The sequence below is a fragment of the Streptomyces sp. NPDC031474 genome (assembly GCF_055581185.1).
Genome location: NZ_JBVIJX010000023.1, coordinates 1 through 21714, shown reverse-complemented (window position 1 = coordinate 21714; position 21714 = coordinate 1). Strand labels below are relative to the sequence as shown.

General features: G+C 65.6%; 17 protein-coding genes and 1 pseudogene. 13 read left to right on the top strand and 5 right to left on the bottom strand.

All coding sequences use genetic code 11. The annotated features are described in order from the left end of the window. The first annotated feature begins 16 nt into the window (after nt 1-16). The 5 genes from ACZ5SK_RS39045 to ACZ5SK_RS39025 all read left to right on the top strand — a co-directional run bounded on the left by ACZ5SK_RS39045 (nt 17) and on the right by ACZ5SK_RS39025 (nt 6034). A complete protein-coding gene (locus tag ACZ5SK_RS39045) occupies nt 17-1522 on the top strand; it encodes a CYTH and CHAD domain-containing protein (RefSeq protein WP_361700510.1) in 1506 nt (501 codons plus the stop codon). 102 nt (nt 1523-1624) lie between these two features. Beyond that, nucleotides 1625-3589, top strand: a complete 1965-nt coding sequence (locus tag ACZ5SK_RS39040) for a TIGR03960 family B12-binding radical SAM protein (RefSeq protein WP_334579875.1) — start codon at nt 1625-1627, stop codon at nt 3587-3589. A gap of 240 nt (nt 3590-3829) precedes the next feature. Further along, nucleotides 3830-4615: a S1 RNA-binding domain-containing protein gene (locus ACZ5SK_RS39035; protein ID WP_468577272.1), complete on the top strand. Its 786-nt coding sequence runs from the start codon at nt 3830-3832 to the stop codon at nt 4613-4615. Nucleotides 4616-4919: 304 nt separating this feature from the next. After that, complete coding sequence (locus ACZ5SK_RS39030) at nt 4920-5285, top strand: hypothetical protein (protein WP_319671820.1); 366 nt, start codon at nt 4920-4922, stop codon at nt 5283-5285. Further along, the gene (locus ACZ5SK_RS39025; protein ID WP_468577270.1) at nt 5282-6034 is read left to right on the top strand and encodes a hypothetical protein; all 753 of its coding nucleotides are present in this window, start codon (nt 5282-5284) and stop codon (nt 6032-6034) included. The genes ACZ5SK_RS39030 and ACZ5SK_RS39025 overlap by 4 nt, the downstream gene beginning before the upstream one ends. A gap of 739 nt (nt 6035-6773) precedes the next feature. Here ACZ5SK_RS39025 and ACZ5SK_RS39020 read toward each other — a convergent pair. After that, on the bottom strand, nt 6774-7232 hold the full coding sequence (locus ACZ5SK_RS39020; protein ID WP_468577268.1) for a hypothetical protein: 459 nt from the start codon (nt 7230-7232) through the stop codon (nt 6774-6776). Between the two features lie 156 nt (nt 7233-7388). Further along, nucleotides 7389-9551 (bottom strand): tetratricopeptide repeat protein, encoded by a 2163-nt coding sequence (locus ACZ5SK_RS39015; protein WP_468577266.1) that lies wholly within the window; start codon nt 9549-9551, stop codon nt 7389-7391. Between the two features lie 239 nt (nt 9552-9790). On the opposite strand from ACZ5SK_RS39015, the gene ACZ5SK_RS39010 reads away from it, so the two are divergent. Next, nucleotides 9791-10705: an aminoglycoside phosphotransferase family protein gene (locus ACZ5SK_RS39010; protein ID WP_468577264.1), complete on the top strand. Its 915-nt coding sequence runs from the start codon at nt 9791-9793 to the stop codon at nt 10703-10705. Nucleotides 10706-10708: 3 nt separating this feature from the next. Here ACZ5SK_RS39010 and ACZ5SK_RS39005 read toward each other — a convergent pair whose 3' ends face one another. Beyond that, nucleotides 10709-12082, bottom strand: coding sequence for a sporulation protein (locus tag ACZ5SK_RS39005; protein WP_468577262.1), 1374 nt, complete (start codon nt 12080-12082; stop codon nt 10709-10711). A 209-nt stretch (nt 12083-12291) separates the two neighbouring features. Here ACZ5SK_RS39005 and ACZ5SK_RS39000 point away from each other — a divergent pair, with 209 nt between their 5' ends. Both ACZ5SK_RS39000 and ACZ5SK_RS38995 read left to right on the top strand, forming a co-directional pair. Continuing rightward, nucleotides 12292-12849 (top strand): ATP-binding protein, encoded by a 558-nt coding sequence (locus ACZ5SK_RS39000; RefSeq protein ID WP_468577260.1) that lies wholly within the window; start codon nt 12292-12294, stop codon nt 12847-12849. Nucleotides 12850-13168: 319 nt separating this feature from the next. Next, complete coding sequence (locus ACZ5SK_RS38995) at nt 13169-13468, top strand: hypothetical protein (protein WP_468577259.1); 300 nt, start codon at nt 13169-13171, stop codon at nt 13466-13468. A gap of 410 nt (nt 13469-13878) precedes the next feature. On the opposite strand, the gene ACZ5SK_RS38990 is transcribed toward ACZ5SK_RS38995, so the two are convergent. Next, nucleotides 13879-14658: a GntR family transcriptional regulator gene (locus ACZ5SK_RS38990; RefSeq protein ID WP_468577257.1), complete on the bottom strand. Its 780-nt coding sequence runs from the start codon at nt 14656-14658 to the stop codon at nt 13879-13881. Nucleotides 14659-14830: 172 nt separating this feature from the next. Here ACZ5SK_RS38990 and ACZ5SK_RS38985 point away from each other — a divergent pair, with 172 nt between their 5' ends. From ACZ5SK_RS38985 to ACZ5SK_RS38970, 4 genes are all read left to right on the top strand, one after another. Further along, nucleotides 14831-15181 (top strand): SCO3933 family regulatory protein, encoded by a 351-nt coding sequence (locus ACZ5SK_RS38985; RefSeq protein WP_468577256.1) that lies wholly within the window; start codon nt 14831-14833, stop codon nt 15179-15181. Then, nucleotides 15181-16482 carry an FtsK/SpoIIIE domain-containing protein gene (locus tag ACZ5SK_RS38980; protein ID WP_468577253.1) on the top strand — a complete coding sequence of 434 codons (1302 nt, stop codon included), beginning with the start codon at nt 15181-15183 and terminating at the stop codon, nt 16480-16482. The genes ACZ5SK_RS38985 and ACZ5SK_RS38980 overlap by 1 nt, the downstream gene beginning before the upstream one ends. Continuing rightward, on the top strand, nt 16479-16676 hold the full coding sequence (locus tag ACZ5SK_RS38975; RefSeq protein WP_020130201.1) for a hypothetical protein: 198 nt from the start codon (nt 16479-16481) through the stop codon (nt 16674-16676). Before ACZ5SK_RS38980 ends, ACZ5SK_RS38975 begins: the two co-directional genes overlap by 4 nt. A gap of 298 nt (nt 16677-16974) precedes the next feature. Then, nucleotides 16975-18330, top strand: coding sequence for a replication initiator (locus ACZ5SK_RS38970; protein ID WP_468577348.1), 1356 nt, complete (start codon nt 16975-16977; stop codon nt 18328-18330). 977 nt (nt 18331-19307) lie between these two features. Here the strand turns inward: ACZ5SK_RS38970 and ACZ5SK_RS38965 are convergent. Next, complete coding sequence (locus ACZ5SK_RS38965) at nt 19308-20927, bottom strand: recombinase family protein (RefSeq protein WP_468577251.1); 1620 nt, start codon at nt 20925-20927, stop codon at nt 19308-19310. Between the two features lie 332 nt (nt 20928-21259). On the opposite strand from ACZ5SK_RS38965, the pseudogene ACZ5SK_RS38960 reads away from it, so the two are divergent. Further along, nucleotides 21260-21397, top strand: a pseudogene (locus ACZ5SK_RS38960) (S1 RNA-binding domain-containing protein); the annotation flags it as partial. Between the last annotated feature and the right edge of the window lie 317 nt (nt 21398-21714).

The following is a 21714-nucleotide window of genomic DNA, read 5'->3' as shown; positions in this document are numbered from 1 at the left end:
CGACTAGATTCGAATCATGGCGGAGACGAAACGCGAGATCGAGCGCAAGTACGAATCCGACGACAGTGGACTGCCCGACCTGACCGGCGCCGCCGGGATCACGTCCGTCCTGGACAAGGGCGTCGCCGAGTTGGACGCGACCTACTACGACACCTCCGACCTGCGTCTGGCCACGGCCTCCATCACGTTGCGCCGTCGGACCGGAGGTTCCGACGCCGGCTGGCACCTGAAACTGCCGGTCGGCCCAGGCATCCGGGACGAGATCCGGGCCCCGCTCTCCGACGCCGTACCCGACGAGCTCGCCCAGCTGGTCCGCTCCCGCGTGCGGGAGGGACAGCTGGTGCCCGTGGTGCGGCTGCGCTCCAGCCGGGACGTCCGCGACCTCGTCGACGCCAAGGGCCGGCTGCTCGCCGAGGCCAGCGTGGACGCCGTACGGGCGGACCGGCTGTTCGGCGGTCAGGGCACCGCCCAGTGGACCGAGATCGAGGTGGAGCTCGCCGACGGCGGCGACCCGGCCCTCCTCGACAAGGTGGACAAGCGGTTGCGCAAGGCGGGCGTACGGCCGTCGAAGTCGGCGTCGAAGCTGGAGCGGGCGCTGGCGGAGACGAAGGGCGGGCATCCACGGCCGAAGGACACGGGCCCTGCCGAGCCCGTCACCGCCGGCGACCACGTGCTGGCGTACATCCGTGCCCAGCGGGACGCGATCGTCGAGCTGGACCCGGCCGTGCGCCGGGACGCCGAGGAGTCGATCCACGACATGCGGGTCGCCACCCGCAGGCTGCGCAGCACGTTCCGCTCCTTCCGCAAGGTCCTCGACCGGGACGTCACCGATCCGATCGCTGCCGAGCTGAAATGGCTGGCCGGGGAGCTGGGCGTGGGCCGCGACCACGAGGTGCTGGCCGAGCGGCTGGGCGCGGCCCTCGACGAACTGCCCTCCGCTCTCGTCTCCGGCCCGATCCACGACCGGCTGCGCACCTGGGCCAAGGCCGGCGAGCACGGCTCCCGCCGCCGACTGCTCGGCGTACTCGACTCGCGACGCTATCTGACGCTCCTCGACAGCCTGGACGCCGTGGTCGCCGACCCGCCGACCCTCAAGGCAGCCGCCAAGAAGCCGGACAAGGTGCTCGCCAAAGCCGTGCGCAAGGACTTCGGGAAGGTCTCCGCGCTGATCGAGGACGGCATGGAGCAGCCGCCCGGCACCGACCGCGACCTCGGACTGCACGAGGCCCGCAAGAAGGCCAAGCGGACGCGGTACGCGGCCGAGACGGCCCACCCGGCCCTCGGCAAGCCGGCCAAGGCCCTCGTCAAGTCCATGAAGTCGCTCCAGAGCCTGCTCGGCGACCACCAGGACAGCGTCATGGCCCGCACGACCCTGCGGGAGCTGTCCGCGGTGGCGCACGCGGCGGGGGAGAGCGCCTTCACCTACGGCGTGCTGTACGCCCGTGAGGAGCGGCGCGCGGAGCGGGTGGAGGAGGCGCTGCCCAAGAAGTGGAAGAAGACCAGCGGCTCGATGCGGGTTTAGGGCAGGTTCAGGGCCCGAATCCTCGCGGGCGGGGGAGTCCTCCGGGCGGGTTAGGCTTGATGGTCACCCCTGTCCCTGTCAGCTCACGAAGGTAACCCCGCGATGTCTGTCGAGTCGGTCTTCCCGCAGCTCGAAGCCTTGCTCCCGCATGTGCAGAAGCCGATCCAGTACGTGGGCGGCGAGCTCAACTCCACGGTCAAGCCCTGGGAGTCCTGCGACGTCCACTGGGCGCTCATGTACCCGGACGCCTACGAGGTCGGTCTGCCCAACCAGGGCGTCATGATCCTCTACGAGGTCCTGAACGAGCAGGAGGGCGTCCTCGCCGAGCGCACGTACAGCGTGTGGCCGGACCTGGAGGCGCTGATGCGGGAGCACGCCGTCCCGCAGTTCACGGTGGACGGCCACCGCCCGGTGAAGGCGTTCGACGTGTTCGGCCTGTCGTTCTCGACGGAGCTGGGCTACACGAACATGCTGACCGCCCTGGACCTCGCCGGCATTCCGCTGGAGTCCAAGGACCGCACGGTCGACGACCCGATCGTCCTCGCGGGCGGCCACGCCGCGTTCAACCCCGAGCCGATCGCCGATTTCATCGACGCGGCGATCATCGGCGACGGCGAGCAGGCCGTCCTCGACATGACGAAGATCATCCGCGAGTGGAAGGCGGAGGGCCGGCCGGGCGGCCGCGAGGAGGTCCTCTTCCGCCTCGCGAAGACGGGCTCGGTGTACATCCCGGCGTTCTACGACGTCGAGTACCTGCCGGACGGCCGGATCGCGCGGGTCGTACCCAACAAGTCCGGCGTGCCGTGGCGTGTGTCGAAGCACACCGTCATGGACCTGGACGAGTGGCCGTACCCCAAGCAGCCGCTGGTCCCGCTCGCCGAGACGGTCCACGAGCGCATGTCGGTGGAGATCTTCCGCGGCTGCACGCGCGGCTGCCGCTTCTGTCAGGCCGGCATGATCACGCGCCCGGTACGCGAACGCTCCATCACCGGCATCGGCGACATGGTGGAGAAGGGCCTGAAGGCGACGGGCTTCGAGGAGGTCGGCCTCCTCTCCCTGTCGAGCGCGGACCACAGCGAGATCGGCGACATCGCCAAGGGCCTGGCGGACCGGTACGAGGAGGACAAGATCGGCCTGTCCCTCCCGTCGACCCGCGTGGACGCCTTCAACGTCGACCTGGCGAACGAGCTGACCCGCAACGGCCGCCGCTCCGGCCTGACCTTCGCCCCCGAGGGCGGCTCGGAGCGCATGCGCAAGGTCATCAACAAGATGGTCTCGGAAGAGGACCTGATCCGGACGGTCTCCACCGCCTACGGCAACGGCTGGCGGCAGGTGAAGCTGTACTTCATGTGCGGTCTGCCGACGGAGACCGACGAGGACGTCCTGCAGATCGCCGACATGGCGATGAACGTGATCGCCGAGGGCCGCAAGGTCTCCGGCCAGAACGACATCCGCTGCACGGTGTCGATCGGCGGCTTCGTCCCGAAGCCCCACACCCCCTTCCAGTGGGCCCCGCAGCTCTCCGCCGAGGAGACGGACGCGCGCCTGGAGAAGCTCCGCGACAAGATCCGCGGCGACAAGAAGTACGGCCGCTCGATCGGGTTCCGCTACCACGACGGCAAGCCGGGCATCGTCGAAGGCCTGCTCTCGCGCGGCGACCGCCGTATCGGCGCGGTCATCCGGGCCGTCTACGAGGACGGCGGCCGCTTCGACGGCTGGCGCGAGCACTTCTCCTACGACCGCTGGATGGCGTGCGCCGACAAGACACTGCCCGCCTTCGGCGTGGACGTCGACTGGTACACCACGCGCGAGAAGACCTACGAGGAGGTCCTGCCCTGGGACCACCTGGACTCGGGCCTCGACAAGGACTGGCTCTGGGAGGACTGGCAGGACGCCCTCGACGAAACAGAGGTCGAGGACTGCCGCTGGACGCCTTGCTTCGACTGCGGGGTCTGTCCCCAGTACGACACATGGCCACAACTGAGCAACAGCGGCAAGAAGCTGCTGCCGCTGACGGTCAAGAAGGACGCTGCGACCAGCGGACACAGTCACGGGCACGGGCACTGAGGTGAGTGAAGCGCTGCGGCGGATCGCTGAGGCTGTGGCTGACGCCACGGAGGATGAGGTGGCCGCAGCGCTCGGCTCGCTCGGGGTTCGCAAGACGCGGCAGGCTGCTCAGGACGTCCCGAGAACGCCTCTGCCGGGGCCTGGGAGCCGCGCAGGCATCCATTCCGAGGTGGAGTGGGTTTAGCGGGCTCTCGTGAGAGCCTGGGCGGTATGGGGGATGCGTCGGTCGATCAGACCGTCATGAGGTTTCTGGCAGAGATGCAAGTCGGTGATCTCTGCTCCGGCACGGTCGCGGCCGTCACCCGGTCCGAGGTGTCCCTGATCCTGGACGGTTTCACCGTCCGGCCGCTCGGGTGGGTGGGGGCGTTGGACGGCTCCTGGCGTCGGCGTTTCGCTGAGATCGCCGAGGTCGGGCAGCGGATCACTGCCGAGGTGACGGCCGTGGATCTGGACGCGGGTCGGGTAAGGCTGTCGATGGCGGCCACCGAGGACCCGGAACTCTGGGCGTTCCTCAAGCGGCTGCGGCGTGGTGAGATCCTGGCCGGCACGGTGGCGGCGGTCGAGCGGTTCGGCGTGTTCGTGGCGCTGGACGAGGGCCCTGCCCACCCGGTGTATCCCGGCGTCGGCTTCATCACGTATCCCGAGCTGTCCTGGCGTCGTTTCGAGGCGGCGTCCGACGTCGTTGAGGTCGGACAGCGAGTGTCGTGCGAGTTCTTGCAGTTCGACATGTGGAACGGAGAGGCCCGGCTGTCCTTGCGGGCTACGCAGCCAGACCCATTCCTGGCCTTCGCCGACGGCGTCTCGGTGGCCCAGAGACTGCGTGGGCGCGTCACCAGGCTGGTCCCGTTCGGCGTCTTCGTTCAAGTCGCGGACGGCGTTGAGGGCCTGGTCCCGCTGCACGAGCTCGATGTGGCTCCTGGGGCGGCTCCGGAGGACGTAGTACAGATCGGCGACGACGTCTCGGTGACTGTCACAGGTGTGGACCGTGAGCGACGCAGGCTGACGCTTGGGCCACGGCCGGACTGAGCAGGCTTTGGTGAGTGCCCTGCCGAGCTGAAACGGGGAACCGGGGTGAGTGCGGCGATCACTGAAGGCTGTGGCTGACGCCATAGAGGAGGAGTTGGCCGCAGGGCTGACCACCCCTGGGGCACCAAGTCGAGCGTGTCAACTGCCGCCGCTGGAAAGGGGCTAGGCCGGGCTAGGCCTTACCATCTCTGGTCAGCGGCATCATCAGTGTGACCGTGGCAGGGTTTCGATGCGAGGGGGCATAGTGAATCCGGAGACGGCTGTCGAACTGGCGCGTACGGCTGGAGCAGCGATCGTTGGTGCCATGGCAACGGACACCTGGAACCGGACGCGGGACGGGATGGTTGCGCTGTGGCGTCACGTTCATCCGGAGCGAGCCGACTCCGTGGGAGCCGAACTCGAAGCCGGACGGGAGGACCTGCTTGCTGCCCGAGCCAATGGTGACGAACTGTCTGAGGCAGAACTGCGTACGGAATGGCAAGGGCGCGTTCGCCGGCTCCTTGTGGAAAACCCGAGCGTAGCCGCGACGCTTCGCGAACTTCTGGAGGAAGTAGGTGCGGTTCCGGCAGCGCGTAACGCTGATGTTGGAGAAGTCCGGATGAGTGCCCGCGCGACTGGCAACGCCCGCGTGTACCAGGCGGGCCGCGATCAGCACATCACCGAGCGATGAACAACGGTCCGCAGTCGAACGGTAACAAGACCCGTCCTGGACGCTCCGCTCACAGCCGCGTGCGGGCATCCGGGCAGGGGCGCGTCTATCAGGCAGGCCGTGACCAGCACATCGAGACCCACCACCACCATTCAGCGGGACGGATAGCGGTCGTCGTGACCAGCGTTGCGGCAGTTGCGCTCGGTATTGGGTTGGTCGTCAAGTTCTCGGCGGACTCGAAAACTGGCGGCGCAGCAGAGCAGCACTCGACGGCTCCCTCTATCACCGCTCAGCCCGGTATGAATGCTGCAAGCCCCTCGGCTAAGGCGCCGTCGGAGTCCGCATCGGGCTCCATGCAGTCGCCGAGCCCCCAAGCAGGTGAGACGCTGTATTCCGGGAAGATCAGGCTGACCTATGTCGACCTTGACTCGTCTCCGCCGTCCGTGCTGTCGAGCAACACCGGAGCCAGCTTCTGGATCCACTACAACACGACCGGCGACAAACGCGAAGATGAGATTTACGGACTCGGCGGCGGATGGTTCACGACGAAGCCGACCGTCGCCCAGTGGAGTGAAGCGGCGAAACCTACTCCGCAGCAGTGCTCGGACTTGATCGCCACCCAAGGCGCCGAGACTCTGCCAGTCAGTCCTGGCGGCCGTTACTGCGTCAAGTCCGCGAAGGGCCGCATTGTCGCGGTCACCGTCGGGGCGTTCGACGAGACCAGCGGCAGTTACACGGGCAGCATCACAGTGTGGGGCGCACCATCCTGATGTGCTGGACGGGCGTGCCGCCGGTCAGCCATGACACTGCTCTCTCGATGCCCCGGACTACGGGTGCCCACCGCGCAGGCCACTTGATTCGCCCGAGACGGTGTGGCTGATCTGGGGTGTTCTCGTAGCAGGTTGCTCCCTTTGCAGTGTCCGGTTGCCCCCAGTACGACACGTGGCCACAACTGAGCAACAGCGGCAAGAAGCTGCTGCCGCTGACGGTCAAGAAGGACGCTGCGACCAGCGGACACAGTCACGGGCACGGGCACTGAGGTGAGTGAGGCGCTGCGGCGGATCGCTGAGGCTGTGGCGGATGTCACAGAGGATGAGGTAGCCGCAGCGCTCGGCTCGCTTGGGGTCCTGAAGGCGCGGCGGGTTGCTCAGGACACCCCGAGAACGCCCCTGCCGGGGCCTGGGAGCCGAGCGGGCCTCCAGTCCGAGGTGGAGTGGATCTGAAGGGCTTGAGCCCGTGAGACGGCCGTCTGTGGCCGCTCCTGGCGGTTTCCCCGCAGGGGAGCGACTCCGGCAAGCCACTGCTCCCTATGCCGGCTCACCGGCGGCACGTCGACTCTGATGCCGTGAGCGACGACAAAGTATCGGGCCCGCTTCGTCAGTCCCTCCGGCACACGATTGAGATGGAACTCCACGTTACCGACGCTACTTGGTGCGAATCAGCGCGGTCTCGCCGCGCAACGGCCGTCTCCGGATGCGCAACCTCCGAGCTTGACCGAAATCGCCTTGGCTACTGACCTTGCGTAGAAGGATGATCCGGTTCCTGATCGGCGGGCACCTGAGGCGAGGAAGGCGTGAAAGACAAACCCGAGAAGTCTCGTCCCTGGAGGACTGGCCCGTTGAACGTCCCGCCGCTGATGCTGTTGCTCGTCTTACCGTCACCGGTACGCGCCAGTTTCGCCTGCTCGTGCCACTGCTGAAGCCTGGAAGAAAAGTCAGCATCCAATGCCGCTCGAACCGCTAGAGCCGTGCTCAACGTCTGAGCGTAGACCGCATTCGCCGGCGCATTGGCCAGCCTGGTCAGCTCCACTTCCCCGGAACTCACCGGCGAATCTGCTGCGGATTCGTTCGCGCTGCGTTGGAACGGGCGTCGCACCAGAGCCGCCAGCCCTGACCAGGCCTGCCTGCCAGCTTCGCCACCGGCGCCCCCCGCGAGTGCTGTCAATAGTGCCGCTGAAATCAGATCCATCCTGTGCCACCTTTCCCGCCCGTACTTCGCTGGAAGCAAATAAGGCGATGAGAAAATCTCGCGATTGTAAACCAAGGGAGGTATTTCGCAGTGCATATTCGGGAGCGTAAGCAGTGCAGTCTGTGACGCACCCGAAATGCCCTATTGGGCATGCGATTATCTAGCCTTGAGTAGCCTCTGCCCCTCTGCGGCATAAGCTTGAGCCAGTGTATAGTTTCCTGCCGCACGCTCCAAATGTGCCATGTTGAGTAGCGTCATACCTTCCCCAGGTCCATCACTACTCTCCTGATAGTTCGCTCTAGCTTGCTCTAGAAATTTCTTCGCCTTGCGGTAATTCCCCATGCGCATATGGGCATTTCCAAGGTTCATGCGAGCGATTGCCAAGCCGTGCCGATCCCCCAATTCATCATAAATCCTAATTGCTTCACCGAAGTGCGGGAATGCGTCGTGGAACTGCCCTGATTGCGAAAGGGTAGCAGCCAGACCAGAGTGACCCGAGGCCTCTTTTCGGCGATCCCCGCTCGCACGGTGGTACTCAATGGAAAGGCTGTACGCGTAAGCAGCCTCGGAAGACCTCCCCGACTCTCTGTAAACATTTCCTAGATTCGTCAAGGCGGTTCCGATTATGATTGGATTCTTTAGATCCTCCCCAATCGCCAACGCGCGACGCAGTGCATCGACGGCAGATTCGGGCTTTCTCAGCTTCTGTTGCGCCGCTCCTAGAGCGAGCAGACAGTCACACTCGATTTCGCGGCTACCTGCCTCCCGGGCTAGCTTAATCCCTTCTCTGAGGACATCTATAGCCTCGCTGAATCTACCTACGCTGCTCAGAGAAAGTCCGATATGATTTAGAGATCCTGCTTGCCAATCTTTATTTTTTGCTTGACGTGCTGCCCTTAGCGCAGTGCGCGCTACGCTGAGACTGTCGCCTACTCGTCTACGGATGTCCAGATAGAGGCCCAAATTTATCGCAATATTGTACGCGGCTTCGGACAGGCTGGAACCTGCTGCAAGTTGAGTTGACGATATGAGGTTGGACTCCTCATCCTCGAACCACTTTAGGGGATCTCCTAGCCTTCTTTTGAAGTGCTGGTGCTCGGCCTCCGATGCGCGTCCTCGGAGAATCAAATCCGCAGCCTCGGAAGCGTCAGCGTAAAAGTTTACTAGACGCTGTATGGAAGCAGACCGTTCACCTTCATACTCTTTTGCAGCTCCGCGCTCGTCAGCATACAGACGCAGCAAGTCATGCATGCGCCATCGTCCCCATACTCTACTGCTTTCAATGAGATGTGCCCGGGCAAGCAATTCAAGCGCGCGACCTGTTGCGCGTTGTTCGCTGTTTGCGAGCTGTGCGGCAGCTTCCGTTGAAACGTCTGGTCCACCATTTATAGGAAGCAACCGGAAGAGGCGGGCATGCTCTTCCGGTAGAGCTTCGTATGAGAGGTCAAATACTGCCCGGACGGCGCGCTTTTCGCGCGCCAAGGTGTCCAGCCTTGCGTGTGCATCGGCCAGTTCATCGGCCAAATCTTCCACCGGGCGATTAGGTGAATCTGCGAGTAGAGCGGCCGCAATTTGAAGAGCCAGTGGCAGGAATCCACACAGCTGTGCCACTCTAAGTGTTGCTCCGATTTCTTGGTCTGTGCGAACGTCCCCTGCGCCTCTGTATGTTCGCAATACTGAACGAATAACATCTACAGCAGACTCAGGGGTCAAAACTTGCAAGGTATACATTGGGGCGTCTATGTCGAGATTAATCCGCGACGTGACCAAAGCTGCATTTACATCGTCTGCGGGTAGCAAGAGGGAGGCATGCTCAGCCGATTTTGCGTTGTCAATGATGACAAGCACACGCCGTTCTTGCTGAGCGTATGACTGCAAAACGGAACGATAAATGCGTGCCCGGTCCTGAGTTTCTTCTGGAATCACCTCAGAAGGGACCCCCAGAGATCGTAAGAGGCTTGCAAGCGCGTCCCCGGGAAGGACCTTGCGCTCCTTGCTGTAGCCAGCCAGATCGATGAAAAGAACACCACCCGGGAACCAATCATTTTCTTTTGCCGCTTTGTCCGCCAATTGCAGCACAAGTTCCGTCTTTCCAACTCCAGGCATACCCGTTACGGTGAGAACGGTTGCACCTTGAGAAGGTTTGGGTGAAAGGCTGGCAGCCATTTGCTCAAGCTCGCGGGAGCGTCCAACGAATGTCGACGAACGGCGGGGAATCCCGGAGAGGGCTAGCGGGATGGCCGGCGGAAGCTGCATTGTGACATTTTGACCTTGAATTACTGCGTTAAAGAAGATGCCGTCACTGATTTCATTACGCATTGCAGCACCCCGCCCCGCCGTGACATCGGAACTACCAGGGCATGATGTTATCGACATGACTGACGGGATGTCACGGTCAGGGAAATCTCTCCGCTGGCTACGGCTCCTCCTGTAACGGTCGCCGTCGAGTCGAGAGGGTGGTTGCAGGTACCGTCTTCGTCGTGTCCGGCGTGCGTCGGGTTGGTCACCCGTGGGCGTGCGCTGGTTGATCGCGTGCGACTAGGGGAGCTGGTACGGGCATGGCGGTTGACGCTGCTCGATCGGATGAGGGGTTCACGTCGGCTGGGGCTGCGCGGGTGTTACGTGCCGCGTGCGGGGCGGCGGGGCTCGATGACAAGGGCGCTGAGCTGCTCCGCTTCGGGGAGAACGCATTGTTCCGGCTGGCATCGATGCCGGTGGTCGTGCGTATCGCGCGGGGCAAGGAATGGGTGACCACAGCTCGTAAAGAGGTGGCTGTGGCCCGGTGGTTGGCGGCGGAGGGGTTCTCGGCTGCTCGCATCGTTGAGGACGTGGAACAACCGCTCTTGGTCGACGGGCACCCGGTGACGTTCTGGCATCTGATCGTTGAGGGTGACCGCAAGGCTACGTACCGGGAGCTGGGCGCCATCCTGCGGGAGCTGCACTCGCTGACCGTTCCTGCCGGCCTCGTGCTGCCGTCCTTCGATCCCTTCGACAAGCAGGAACTGCGGGTCAACAAGGCGGAGATCCCGGAGGACGACAAGTCCTTCCTGCGGAAGCGGTGGCGTGAGCTGCGAGACAAGTACGCGGAGCTGCGGTTCGAGTCGCCCAAGGGACCGGTGCACGGGGATGCGCATGTTCAGAACCTCATGGTCGATGATCAGGGGCGCGTGGTCCTGATCGACTTCGAGGCGTTCTGCTTCGACCATCCTGAGTGGGATCTCATGGTGACGGCGGTGGAGCATCACAGTCTCGGCTGGCAGACAGACGCGCAGTACGCCGATTTCGTCGCGGCATACAGGCGAGACCTGTACGACTGGCACGGATACGAGACCCTGCGGGGATTCCAAGAGTTCGGCATGACTACGTGGCTTATGCAGAACGTCCGGGAGAACGAGGAGACTGCGGCTGAGTACCGGCGGCGTATCGCCGCCCTACGGGATGATCAGGCACCCCGGGACTGGCGGCCCTGGTAGCCGTTACTCGTCGTCGTCCAGGCGGGCGAGTGCATCGGTCACCTTCTCGTTGAAGGCGGATACCGTCGGATTCGCCGCGTGCACGCTGACCTCCTGCTGGAAGTCGTTCACGTAACGCTGGAAGCGGGAGGACTGAAGGGATTCGCCGCCGTCGACTGCCAGGCTCGCGGTGGTCACGGCGGCCTCCAGCTCCCCGTTCAGTAGCTGGCTCTGAGCCAGCACCATGCGGCAGAACCCGAGGGTGCGGGCGTACTTCGGGTCGGTGCTGTCCACTGCTCGCTGGGCCTGTTCGAGGGCCTGGCGGCGCATCTTGAGGTCGCGATAGCAGTGGCAGAGTTCGCCCATGAGTTCCGCGGAGTCGAAGTAGCTGAGCCAGGCAGGATCCTCGCCTGTGTCGGCCCGCTCGAAGTGGCGTTCCGCCTCGTTCATGGCTCGGCCGGCTGCGATGCGGTCGCCTGCGTTGGAGAGGGCACGGGCCTCCATCGCCGAGTAGTTCGACATGGCTCGCGGGGTGGCCCGGCCCTTGGCGCCCTCGACGGCGGCGCGGGCAAGTTGGATGGCTTGGGCGTGGTTGCCGAGGTAGTTGGCTTGGTGGCTGAGGTTGCCCAGGATCCGCGCGCCGAACATGCGGTCGTCGATGACCTGGGACAAGCGCAGAGTGGATGTGAGGTAGCGGTGGGCCAGTCGGTGGCTGCCGGCGTCGTACGCGGTCCACGCGAGTAACTGGGAGACTTCGGCGGCGGCTCCGTAGAGCGCGGTTCCTACCTTCTCGCTGTAACTCGCGTCGAGGAGGGGGAGTACTTCATGCCGAAAGTAGTGGCGCAGCGCCTTATGGCCGTGACCCCCGCCGTACTTGAAGTCGAGCTGCATGAATGTGGCGGCTGCGTCCCTGATTGCGCGTACGTCGCGCATGCCGACTCGTTGGTGAGCGGGTCTGTCGGCCTGGATGCCGTCGGGGCGCGCGATCATCCATGCCAGTACTGCTGAGCTGAGGTCGGCGTCTGAGACGGTCAGGTCAGTGGGAGCGGGCGCGTCGGCGCGTTCCTGGGCGAGATCGTCGAGTAGCGACAGGACATCGGGGACGGTGCTCGGATAGCCGATCGGTTGTGGAGCTGCGGGTCGAGTGTGGTCGAAGAAGCCGAGGTCACCAGGGTTGATGCGGCGTCCCAGTTTGGCGCTCAACACATCGGCCATGATCGCTGCCGTCTGCGGTTGGATTCCCGCGCCGTCTCGCCACCGTTGGACGGATACATGCGTGGTTCCGAGATTGATTCCGCGTTGGGCGGCTGTGTCCTTCATCCGTCGTGCCAGGCCCTTGTTCGAGACCTGCGCTTCGTCCATAACGGCGGCTAAATGCGCGTTCGGCTCCCGGCTCATGCTCCCCTGCCAACCCGAGAATGACTGCGAGTGTTCATCCTGTCACAGCAGTATCGCCCTGGGGGTTCATCGGTGAACCCCTTTTGGCTTTGCCGGTGTTCATGTGAACCCCCTGATGAACGCTCCCGGTCAGGTCCGTGTCCCCGTGTACTGGTTTGCGTGATGCAAGCGGTGCTGTAAGGGCCGTAGTCGGCCCGGAGAGGGACGGGATGAACGCGAGGAAAACCGAGCAAGTGGCCCGCGAGCTGGACGCGTTCGACCACTGGTTCGCGGCGCCGGATCCGTCGAACGCCGGGCACTTCCTGACGCTTACGCTGTTCGCCGAGTCTCCCGACACGGCACGCGTTGCGCGGGACATGACGGCGGTGTTCCTCCGCGACGCGGGCGCGGGAGAAGTTGTGGACGACGCCCGGTTGGTCGTCTCCGAACTGGTCGGCAATGTGGTTAATCACGTTCTGCCGGACCATGGGCTTGCGCGTCCGGGCGGGGCCCGGCGCATCGACTTGACCTTCAAGGTCTGGCCGAAATGGCTGTTCATCGGCGTCGGAGACGAGGACTCGTCACCCCCGCTGCTTCCCCTTGGTGACGCGTTCTCGCCTGGCCTGGCGGGGGAGCTGTCGGAAGCGGTCCTGCCTGACAGCGGCCGTGGCCTGCTCATCGTTCAGCGGCTGGCGGCGGCGGTCTGGTGGAGGCAGGAAGACCCGGGCGGCAAGACGATCTGGTGCCGCTTCGACCGCGACAGTGTCACGGACCGACCACACGACTGAACTCCGGGCCGTCGCCCACGCTCACTCTCTCGCGATCGGGAGCGGGCGGCGGCCCGGTCAACGGCTGGAGACCGACCACTCCGGCCAAGAGGCGCGGTCCCTTCCCGGGGCGCTCTCCCCTTTGCCCTCTGGGTGAGGGGCCGCGCTTCACAACCTCATACCGAGACCGGGCCACCCCATCAGCCCTGGAAAGCAAAAGGGTGGCCCGGCTGGGGACACAGCGTTCCCCGGTGCCAAATGGTACCGGGGTCGCTGTGCTGCGTCGCTTCTGACCCTGGAATCAAGGGAGTTGACGACCCATTAGGTTGAGGTGAGCCAAGTGACTGGTTCGGATGAAGACTGGATCAGTGATGGTCTGGACGACATCACGGGCGTGGAGTCCGGTCTGTGGGTGCGCGGTGTCGACTACATGGCGGGCTGGCGTGTGGCGCGCGAATCCGCCGACGGGCTGAACCGTGCCCTGCTCGGTGCCGGCTTCGAGTTGTCGGAGATACGGGCGGTCGCCTCGACGAACGAGGACGGGTGTGGGGTCGTACGCCTGGCGGGCTGGCCCTACGCCGTGGATCGGCTCGCCGGCCTCCTGGTGGCGCTCGCCGATGGTGATGGTGGTGCACGGTGACCGGGGTTTCTGCTGGTGAGCGGTGCGCGTGGGCACGTCGTCGGCCGGAGAGACTTTGGGCGGGAGCTGCCATGGGGCGAGTGAACAGGGGGCCTTACGCTCGCCCGGCGAATCGGGCAGGTACTGGACCTGCCCGGTGTTGTGCCCGATTGGCCCCCTGTTCTTCGAGGCTCGCCCCATGGTGGCTGCCTAAAGTCTCGGAGGCCGGCGACCCCCAGCCACCCGCGCCTCGGCCCTCGACGGCCGGTCGACGCTTCAGCCCGTCTGGCCGGCTGTGGTGTGGGGCGTCCGGCGCTCGGACGGGACCGGCGGCCACGCCGCACGCCCGGCCGGGGCGGCCGGGCGTCCCGGCGCGCCGCAGGCGCGCCCTTGAGGAAGTGAAGACTGTTTCGACCGATGCCCTTTGGCGATCATGCCTGGCGGCGTCGGGTGGGCTCTTTGTCGGCGGTGAGCCGGTAGGCGAGTTCGGCGCGGTCGGCACCGATGCGGAGTTCTTCGAGGATCAGGGCCTGGTCGTCGGTGCCGCAGGTGACGCGGGAGATGTGCAGGACCGGGGTCGCGTCGGGCAGGCGCAGCGCGGTGCGCTCGTCGGGGAGCGGCATGCGGGCTCGTACGGTCTCGGACCACCAGAGTTTGTGTCCGGCCTTCGTCAGCATCGCGTACACGGTCGCGGGTTCGGCGTCCGGCGCCTCGGCGAGATCCGGTACGGCGTCGGCGGTGACGAACGGGATGAGCGTGCGGTGCATCGCGCGGGTGCCGGTGGCCGGGTCGGTCAGCAGCCGGTCGCAGCCGAAGAGCGCTTCCTCCGCCTGCAGTTCCAGCAGGTGGGCCGTGGCTTCGGTGGTGTGGGTGCGGTAGGTGCTCGGCTCCTCTGCCTGGTCCCACGCTGCGATGCCGTGGAGCACGAAGCGTCCGCCGGATGTACGGCCCACGTGGCTGGGGATGCTGACGACGGGGTTTCCGTCGGAGCGTACGAAGCTGCCCTTGCCGTGGTGGACGTCGATGAGCCCTTCCGCGCGCAGGGCGGCGACGGCGTTGCGGACGGTCGGCCGGGACACCTTGTAGCGGTCCATGAGCTGCGCTTCGGAGGGGAGCGGGGCGCCGGGTTCGTACTCGCCCGAGAGGATCGCTTCGCGGATCGCGGCGGCCACCTGCTGGTAGAGCGCTCCGGGGCGTTGGATCTCCGTCATCTCGACACCTTCGGCTTGAGGTCGTAGGCACATCGTCACGTCGCACGCGCGACATCACTCGTCAGCATAAGTAGTTGCGCACTCGCCGTACAGGACTCCACACTCATCACTCGTAAGGACAAGTGACGTCAGGATCGGTCTGGCGTCGTGACTGGCCAGGGAGGCCGAAGAAATGCAGTCCATTCCCGTGGACACGACGCGACTGGGCGTACTGCGGTGCGCCATCGCGCCGGAAGTGAAGATCAGCAACTCCGAGACACAGGAGGTGAAGAAGGACCGGGACGGCAACCCCGTTTACACCGTGGCGGTCACGGTGCGGCAGGACCGGCGGCGGATCTCCGTCATCGAGATCGCCGTCAGCGGCGAACCGAAGGGCATCGATGAGGGCCAGATCGTGAAGGTCACCGGGCTGGTGGCGTTCATGTGGTCGATGGGGGACCGGCACGGCGTCAGCTTCCGCGCCGACGCCATCACGCCCGTGCACGCCACCCCGGCGGCGCAGGGCAAGGGCGGTGGCGCGTGATGGGACCCGTCGTGCTCGCCTTCGCCCTGGCCGTGCTCGCCTGGATGCTTGTCGTCGGCGACCTGGTGCGCCGGCACCGTCCGGTCTGGCACTGGTACGTCGTCGGCTACCCGGTGACCGCCTGGCGGGTGGTGGTCACCTGGCGGCGGGTCGCCGTCCTCAACGACCTCGCCGTGTCCCGGCTTCCGGCCCGGACCCTCGTCGGTCACCTGCTGGTCAAGGGTGACCCGGTGCGGCCGGTGGCTCCGCGCTGCTCCTTCCCCCGCGCCACCCCCATGGGGTTGACCATGACCGTGCGGCTGCACGCAGGCCAGACCCCTGGGACGTATCTGAAGGCGGCGGACGCGTTCGTGCACGCCTGGAAGGTGCACGCGGTGCGGGTCACCTCGCCCGAACGCGGGCTCGTGCTGCTGACCGCAATGGCGAGTGATCCGCTTCAGCGGCCGGGCTTAGCCACGGCACCGGCCGAACTCCTCTGTGCCCTCATCGGCGCTCTGGAGACCGGCGGAGCGTGGGTGATGAACCTGCGTCTGGTGCCGCACTGGCTGATCACCGGGGCCACCCGGTCCGGCAAGTCGACCCTGCTGGCCCGGCTCATCACCCAACTCGCCACACAACGCGTCGCCCTGGTCGGCGTCGACTGCAAGGGCGGCATGGAGCTCGGCCTGTTCGCCGGACGGCTGAGCGCGCTGGCCACCTCACGGCGGGAAGCGGTCGCGGTCCTCTCCGCTCTCGTCGTCGACATGCAGGACCGCATGAGCGCGTGCCGGTCGGCCGGGGTCCGCTCCATCTGGGAGCTCCCGGACAAGCTCCGCCCGGTGCCGGTCGTGGTCCTGGTCGACGAGATCGCAGAGCTGTACCTGTCCGACGGCACCCGCGAGAGCAGGGCGGAGGCCGAACAGTGCTCCACGCTCCTGCTGCGGCTGGCCCAGCTCGGTGCCGCGCTCGGCATCCACCTGGTCGTGGCCGGCCAACGCGTCGGATCCGACCTCGGTCCCGGCGTCACCTCGCTGCGCGCCCAGCTCGGCGGCCGCATCTGCCACCGGGTCAACGACCCCGGCACGGCGGAAATGACCCTCGGCGACCTCAACAAGGACGCCGTAGCCGTCGCCCAAGCGATCACTGCGGAAGAACGCGGGGTGGCCGTGTGCACCGGACCGGACGGCGGCTGGAGCCGCGCCCGCTCCCACCTCACCCCGACGGATGAGGCCGTGGCCACGGCCCGCAAATACGCCGCGATGACCCCGGAACTGCCCCTCGTCACCCGCGCGCTGGTCGCGCTGGAAGGAGACACCAAGTGATCAGCGAAGGTACGGCGTTCACGTTCGCGGTGATCTTCGGGATCATCACCGTCCTCCTCGTCCGCTCCCGCGACGTCCGCGCCTGGGAAGCGGTCTGCGTCGGCCTCTTCGGCGTCTACCTCGGCCAGACCCCCGTGGTCTTCACCATCCACGGCCTCGTGACGTGGTTCATCAGCGGCTTCTCCCACACCTGAGCAGAAGGGACCTGAACCATGCCTATGCCTCGCGTGAGGTGCCCCCACTGCAAGGGCGACGGAGCCCGCAAGACCTGGACCGGACGGATCCGGCGCTGCCGCGTCTGCCGCGGTACCGGCACCATCCGCTGAACCCCCGCCACACCCGACCGACCTGCAAGGGAGCGATCCCCATGACCGACCACGCGCCACCCACCCCCATCCGTGCCGCTACGGCGGCCCACCCCGGAAGGTCACCACCATCACCCCGGAGCACACCCCGGCTGACCGGCGCGCCGTCCTCGACCGTGCGGCGCGCCTGTGTCAGCTTCCCGATACCGACCGCGACGCGATCCGCCTCGCCCAAGACCCCAAGTTCCCCCGCTGGCTGGAACAGATCACCGCAACCGGCGGCTGCTCCCACCCCATCCACCTCTCCGGCTCCACCACCACCGTGGACGGCACGACCGGCGAGATCCTCCATCACTACGACACCCGCAACGAGCCCGGCGAACGGCTCCTCGTCCGCTGCCGCAACCGACGCGCCACCATCTGCCCGGCCTGCTCCCGCCTCCACGCCGGAGACACCTACCACCTGGTGCGCGCCGGCCTCCTCGGCGGCAAGAACATCCCCGCGACGGTCCGCCATCGCCCCCGGCTCTTCGTCACCCTGACCGCCCCCTCCTTCGGCCTCGTCCATCGCTCCGGCGCACGGTGCCGACCCCGCCGCGATGGCGGCACCTGCGAGCATGGCCGTCCCCTCGGCTGCGGTTCCCTCCACGCCCCGGACGGACCGATCGTCGGTCAACCGCTCTGCCCCGACTGCTACGACTACACGGCGCACGTTCTCTGGCACGCGCACGCCTCCAAGCTGTGGGACCGCTTCGTCATCGACGTACGGCGGCGTCTGGCCTCCTCCGTCGGCCTCGTACAGTCCCGCTTCGCCGAACACGCCCGGCTCTCCTTCGCCCGTGTCGCCGAATACCAGAAACGGGCGGCCGTCCACGTTCACGCTGTCGTCCGCCTCGACGGCTCGGATGGATCCAGCGACGAACCCCCCGCCTGGGCCACCGCAGGGCTGCTCATCGACGCTGTTCGAGCGTCCGCCCCACGCGTCCAAGTCCGCACGCCCCACAGCCCTGCCGCGGGGGAGCTGATCCTGCGCTGGGGTGAACAGACCGATGCACGGCCTCTACGCACGGACGGCGACGGCCTGGGCGACGATGCTGTAGCCGCGTACGTCGCGAAGTACGTCACCAAGGGAGCCAGCGAGACCGGCGTCGGCCTCGACCACGCACTCACCTCCTGGGACGACATCGGCGCGGCATGCGTCAGCACACACGTCCGCACCCTGATGCGCGCCTGCTGGCGTCTTGGCGGCCTCCCGGAATTCGAACCGCTCCGCCTCCGCCCCTGGACTCACACGCTCGGCTACCGGGGTCACATCCTCACCAAATCCCGCGCCTACTCCACTACCTACGCAGCACTTCGAGCCGAGCGCTCCCAACACATGGGGCACGACGGCATCCCCGACGCGGTCACCGAGCGGTACTGGCGCTATGTCGGCTCCGGCCACACTCCCGGCGCGGCCCTCATCGCTGCCGGAGTCGCCGAAGACCTTGCGGAGACACGGCGGCTTGCTGTGGAGGCAGGACGAGAGGGGGGATGGCTCTGACGACGACTCTTCCCAAGCGCGGCTCTCATCGCGTCAGCCCTTTGCCCTCGCCGGGGGACAGTGATTGCAACCCAGTCGCCATGATCGAAAGCGAGATTGTGATCGTGGACGACGACGGGACGGAAGAACCGTTTGACCCGGCGTCGTGGTTCTCATCGGGGAGCACGCCCTGCGCGGCAGGGTGAGGCCCGCATGGCGCAGGTCTCAGGTCAGCCGGCCGCGACTTCAGTGTCTACGAGCGGCCCGTAGACACCACCTACACCTCCTGCGCCACTGGTGATCACCCTTTCGAGGGGTGTGCGCACGGCGTGAAGCCAGATAATGTGGGTGAGCGAGCGTCCTCCTGGGTCGCTTGCCCACTCCCTTCACCGGGAGGTGAGTGTCACGCAGAGGGTTCATCTACGGGTGAACCTCCCTGTGCGGCATTCGCTGCACATCCCATCGGTGAAAGGAGTTCTGAGTGGAAAGCAAAAGGTTTGTGATGCGGCTCTTCAGGTTGAGCCGCAATGGCGACCACCTCGATGAAAATTCAACAGCGTGTAATGATTTTGCGGACGGGGTCAGTCTAGGCAATCGAAGTAGGCCCCCGCGAAGGTATGGGCTCGAAGGTGCACTCAGGAGCTTGGTGTTGGTGCTAGGCCTCATTGGGTACGGCGGTACCGCCCTGACGGCCATGGAGAATATCTACGACCATGGCGGCCCCTGTTCGTATGACGTGATTCGTGAAATTTCTGTAATGGATGACTTCCTGTGCTCTTCATATGACGTTAACGCGAATGATTAGTCTTTAGTGATTCGATAGGTATCGCCTCCTGGCCTGATCAACCAGGAGTGGTGCGAGGCTTAATATATTTGCCGCATGGCTATATTTAGATATTTCGGTTGTTGTGTATTGATATATGCGGTCCAGTCTTGACTGGACCGCGTTTTGCCCTCTGTCCGGCTGCGCGGTGGTTGTCCGCCCTGGCTTCCGCGACCTAGAAGGCTTCGGCGAAGTCGTCTTCCTTGAGTATCAGACGGTCCCGCACGTCCCTGGGGATCATGAGCTTCATGTGGACGTGCGGGGCACGCACCCCCTTCACCTTGGTGCGATTGATCCTGCACTTCACGCCCACCCGGAGAAGGTCGGCACCCATGGCCTCCATGCCGCCTTCCTCCCAACGCTCCCGGAACGACTTGCCGTTGTGCACGGCAACCCAACGGTCCTGGGTCGACTCGGGGTCGATGGCCTCCAACTGCTGGATGAGGTCATCCAAGGTCTTCTCGGCCTGCTCCTTCGTGAAACGGGTCTTCGTGAAGCGGCCTTCGGGTTCGAGGCCGGTCATGTAGTAGCTGACGGACTCTTCGAGGCGCTTCTGTTCCTTGCGGGCCTCGGCGCCCTGGCGGTACTCGCGCACCATGACGGGGTCGTTGCCGAGCACCTTCAAGACGTCTTCGACGAACTTGCTGTAGATGTGCTGGGGGTTCGGTGCACCGTGACCCCCGCTCTTGCACTTGCCGCATCGCAGGTACTCGTAGTGCCTGCCCTTGTGTGTGGTCTTCTGGACGGTCATGTTGCTGCCGCAGTCATCGCAGAGCAGTACCCCCAGGAACCGGGTCGCTCCACCGGGGGTGCGGGTGGGCTGGTTCTTTCCTCGCCGGTCCAGAGCTGCTTGCAGGCTCTCGAACTCCTCTTCCGTGAAGATCGGGTCTGCTACCCGGATGGGCTTCCCATCGTTGCCCAGAACGATCTTCGAGCGGCGTACGCCTCCGACTTTGTTCTCCTCCACGCGGTACCCCATCAGCCCGGGGTTCCTGAGCCGACGGAGCATCGTCGACGTCGTCAGACCCGGTCCGCAGATTCCGGCGCGGATGAGCACCCGGGCCATGCGACTCGCGGAAGCCGGCTTCGGCCTCAGGGCGGCGCGGCGACACCAGTGCAGTGCCCTGTACGCGTCCTCATTGACGGCGAGCACGACCCTGCCGTCCTCGTTCTCCTCAGTCTCGTAGCCGTACGTCGGCTTCCCGACGACCCAATCCGTCTGCGTCCTGGCGTAGTCCCAGAGGCTGGTGACGCGCGTGCTCGTGTTGGCTGCCTCGATCTCGGCGATGCCTCCGACGATCGTGACCATGATCTTCCCGGTCGTCGTGGTCAAGTCGATCGCGTCGTTCTTCGACACCAGGTTCTTTCCGTACTTCAGGCACCAATCGATCATGGTGCTGAGGTCCGTGAGGCGTCGTACGAAGCGGTCCAGCTTCCAGAACAGGATTTCGTCGAACTCCGGTGCGCGATTGTTGAGCCAGTCGCCCAGTTCCTTGCGCTTCCAGGGTGGGACCTTGGTGGCCGAGACGTTCAAGTCGCTGGCGACTCCGATGACCCGCCGGCCTCGCTCCAGGGCCAGCTTGCGGAGATCCAGCTCCTGGCGGACGGGGGACGTCGTCTCGTCGGTGAGGACCGACAGGCGAATGGAAAGCAACGCCCTGGGGGCGTCGTCGGGCAACAGAGCCTCGGCCTTCTTCAGGTCCTTGAGGACTGCCAAGTCCGCCTTGGTCCACTCCGTTTCAACGTCGAACAGCTGTAAGTGAGTTGGCGTGCGCTTCCTGCTTCTGGTAGCCATGGCGGCACCGTACTGGATTTAGAGCTGTTGGTGTATGCCCTGCCATGGACACGACGATCCAAATCGGCCCCACGGGCAAGAAGCTGCTGCCGCTGACGGTCAAGAAGGACGCTGCGACCAGCGGACACGGGCACGGGCACGGGCACTGAGGTGAGTGAGGCGCTGCGGCGGATCGCTGAGGCTGTGGCTGACGCCACGGAGGACGAGGTGGCCGCAGCGCTTGTTTCTCTCGGGACCCTGAGCGGGCGGCAGCGGCGTGAAGTGCTGGATGCGCCGAGAACGCCGCTGCCGGGGCCTGGGAGGACGGTTCCTGGCGTCGGCGCTTCGCCGAGGTGATCGCGGTGGATCTGGATGCTGGTCGGGCACGCCTGTCGATGGCGGCCACCGAGCACCCGGAACTCTGGGCGTTCCTCAAGCGGTACGGCGTGTTCGTGGCGCTGGACGAGGGCCCTGCCCACCCGGTCTATCCGCCGCGCCCTCATAACCACGCGCCTCCACGCGCCTTCACGCGGATGATCAAGGTGCCGAGGTCCGCCCAGCCCCACACCTCGGCGGGTTCTCCCCTTGAAGCCCGGCTAGTAGGACTCCGTTAGGTTGTTCTGGCTCTTGGGTTTTCGCTGGTGGGGGTTGTTCTGGGCAGGGGCTGGTGGCAGGTGGTGCAGGTGCCGGTCCAGCAGTTCAGCAGGTCCTGAATGGTGTCGAGGATCTGGTAGAGGGTGAGTCCGCTGTATCGGCTTTTGGGGCCAGGCGCTGTTCGGTGAGGAAGGCGTGGGCGGCGGTGACCAGG